Annotated in this window: 2 protein-coding genes and 1 tRNA gene; all 3 read left to right on the forward strand. The window is 55.2% G+C overall.

Annotation, left to right across the window (positions count from 1 at the left end; all coding sequences use genetic code 11):
• Positions 1–42: 42 nt before the first annotated feature.
• On the forward strand, positions 43–2,247 hold the full coding sequence (locus tag Q1K24_RS07250; RefSeq protein ID WP_300368138.1) for a polyribonucleotide nucleotidyltransferase: 2,205 nt from the start codon (positions 43–45) through the stop codon (positions 2,245–2,247).
• 129 nt (positions 2,248–2,376) lie between these two features.
• Positions 2,377–2,682, forward strand: a complete 306-nt coding sequence (locus Q1K24_RS07255) for a F0F1 ATP synthase subunit C (protein ID WP_300368141.1) — start codon at positions 2,377–2,379, stop codon at positions 2,680–2,682.
• An 81-nt stretch (positions 2,683–2,763) separates the two neighbouring features.
• A tRNA-Leu gene (locus Q1K24_RS07260) sits at positions 2,764–2,849 on the forward strand.

Genomic DNA, 2,849 nt, shown 5'->3' on the forward strand with positions numbered 1-2,849 from the left:
AATAGAGTAAAATAGAACGAAACTTGACAAGGAAAAAATGACATGGCGTGCAGATTTGAATTTGAAATGAACAACAGAACCGTTACCGTTGAAACGGGCAAGGTGGCCCGACAGGCGAACGGCGCGGTCGTATTGCGCAGCGGAAAAACCGTTATCCTGGCGACAGCGGTGATGGATGACAAACCGATCGAGGAACACTTTCTTCCTCTGACGGTCCAGTATATCGAGAAGAGCTATGCTGCCGGAAAGATCCCCGGTGGGTTCGTGAAACGGGAGACGAAACCGGGCGATTTCGAGACATTGACGTCTCGTCTCATCGACCGGTCGCTCCGACCGCTCTTTCCGAAAGGGTTTTTCAATCCCGTCCAGATCACCGTGATGCTGCTCAGTGTCGGCGAAGAGGCGGACCTGCAGTCGCTGGCGCTCGACGCCGCATCTGCCGCGCTCTTCATCTCCGATATCCCGGTAAGCCAGTGTGTGGCGGGTGTGCGTATCGGAAGGAAAGATGGTGAATTTGTGATCAACCCGACGCTGGATGCACTGGAAGAGGGGACCCTCGATCTCTTCGTATCGGGTACCAAAGAGGATCTTCTGATGATCGAAATGCGTGCCATCGGTACGGTCGATGTCGAGATCGAACCGACGGTTGCCGTCGACCCGATGATGGACCCGATGCTCGCCGACGAAATCATCCAGATTCCTCATGTCAACGAACTCAAAGAGGAGGAGCTGGTCGAAGCGATCGAGTTGGCGCAGAAGGCGATCACACTCGCTGCGTCCGAATATGAGAAAGTCTACGCCGAAGCGGCCAAACCGAAAAAAGATGTACCGCTCTTCGAAGAGAAAGCCGATCCGTCGATCGTCACCTATGTCAAAGAGTTCTATATGGATGAGATCAACCGTGCACTCGACGGCATGGCGAAAAGCGAACGCGGCACGGAGATCAAGGCGATTGTCGAACAGGTTCGGGGTGATGAGATCGCCAGAACCGAAGAGTGGACGGATGACCAGATCAAACGGGCGGTCGGCGAAGTGAAGCGCGAACGTGTCCGCGCGATGATTCTGGAAGAGGGCAGACGCGCCGACGGGCGGAGCCCGAAAGATGTCCGCCCCATCACGATCGAAACCAACCTTCTTCCCAGCGTGCACGGCTCCTGCCTCTTCACGCGGGGCGAGACGCAGGCACTGGTCACCTGTACGCTCGGAAACCGCCAGGATGCGCAGATGTTCGAGCGCATCACGGGCAAGAGTGCGAGTTACGAAGAGTTCATGGTGCACTACAACTTCCCGGGTTTCAGTGTCGGCGAAGCGTCACGCATCGGACCTCCCGGCCGACGCGAACTGGGCCACGGCAACCTTGCCAAACGCGCCCTCGAACCGACTCTCGACAAAACCGAACTCGATGCGATCATCCGGCTCGTTTCCGAAATTCTGGAGTCCAACGGATCCTCCTCCATGGCGACAGTCTGCGGTGGTTCTCTGGCACTCAAAGCGGCCGCCGTACCGGTCCTCAAACTGGTTGCCGGTGTTGCGATGGGGCTGGTGATGGAAGACGACAAATACGCCATCCTGACCGATATCATGGGTCTGGAAGACCACGATGGCGACATGGACTTCAAGGTTGCCGGAAGCGAAGACGGCATCACGGCACTGCAGATGGATATCAAGCTCGGCGGCATCAGCCTCGATCTTCTCAAAGAGGCGCTGGAGCAGGCGAAAGAGGCGCGCCTCCATATCCTCGGTATCATGGACGAAGCGGCCAAAGCGATCGAAGTGAACGAAGAGGTGCTTCCGAGTTCCGAAGTCTTCCATGTAAGCCCGCACAAGATTGTCGACATTATCGGCCAGGCCGGCAAAACGATCCGTGAAATCATCGAAAAATTCGAAGTGAACATCGACCTCGACAAAAAGCAGGGTGAAGTGAAAGTCACCGGCCCGAGCAAGGCGAAAGTCAAAGCGGCGTGCGATCACATCAAAGGCATCGTCGAAGGGGGCGGAGCCAAAAAAGAGATACCGCAGTTCGAGATCGACAAACCGATGATGGGCAAAGTCAAAAAACTGGTCGACTTCGGTGCATTCGTCGAACTGCCCGGCGGTGTCGACGGCCTTTTGCATATCTCGAAAATCTCCCGCGGCCGCATCGCCCATCCCAGCGATCTGTTGCACGAAGGACAGGAGATCGAGGTGGTCGTCAAATCGCAGAAAGGCCACAAGATTTCGCTGGAGCTGGCCAAGCCCCTCGATTAAACGTAGTTTTACGAAACAATGGTTATAATGCGCCTGCAAAGTGATAAGTAGGGATACGCAAGCCGAACGGACTTTGCAGCGCAGCCGGAGCGTCATATCCGGAGACAAAATTTTTATAGGAGCTTTTCGATGAAAAAGTTTTTTCTTCTTATGGTAGCATTCGCGGGTTTTGCGTTTGCAGGTGAAGGCGAATCTATGATTCAGGCATACAGCGTTATCGCGGCAGGTGTCGGTCTCGGTCTTGCAGCAGCGGGTGGCGCCCTCGGTATGGGTAACACGGCAGCGGCTACGATCGCAGGTACAGCACGCAACCCGGGTCTTGGCGGCAAGCTGATGACAACCATGTTCATCGCCCTCGCGATGATCGAAGCGCAGGTTATCTATACCCTGGTTATCGCTCTGATCGCTCTTTACGCAAACCCGTTCCTCGGATAATCGTAAAACTTTACACCATGGCTGCGTCGCTCTTGACGCAGCCATTTTTTTTTGCTAAAATTTCGGCCTCTTAACAACATTGCGCAGGTGGTGGAATCGGTAGACACGCTGTCTTGAGGGGGCAGTGCCATTACGGCGTGCGAGTTCAAGTCTCGCTCTGCGCACCA

This window comes from Hydrogenimonas sp. (assembly GCF_029932565.1).
GTDB lineage: Bacteria > Campylobacterota > Campylobacteria > Campylobacterales > Hydrogenimonadaceae > Hydrogenimonas.

Coding starts and splice junctions, on each gene's coding strand:
- Q1K24_RS07255 (WP_300368141.1), top strand. CDS start 2,377: ATGAAAAAGTTTTTTCTTCTTATGGTAGCATTCGCGGGTTTTGCGTTT.
- Q1K24_RS07250 (WP_300368138.1), top strand. CDS start 43: ATGGCGTGCAGATTTGAATTTGAAATGAACAACAGAACCGTTACCGTT.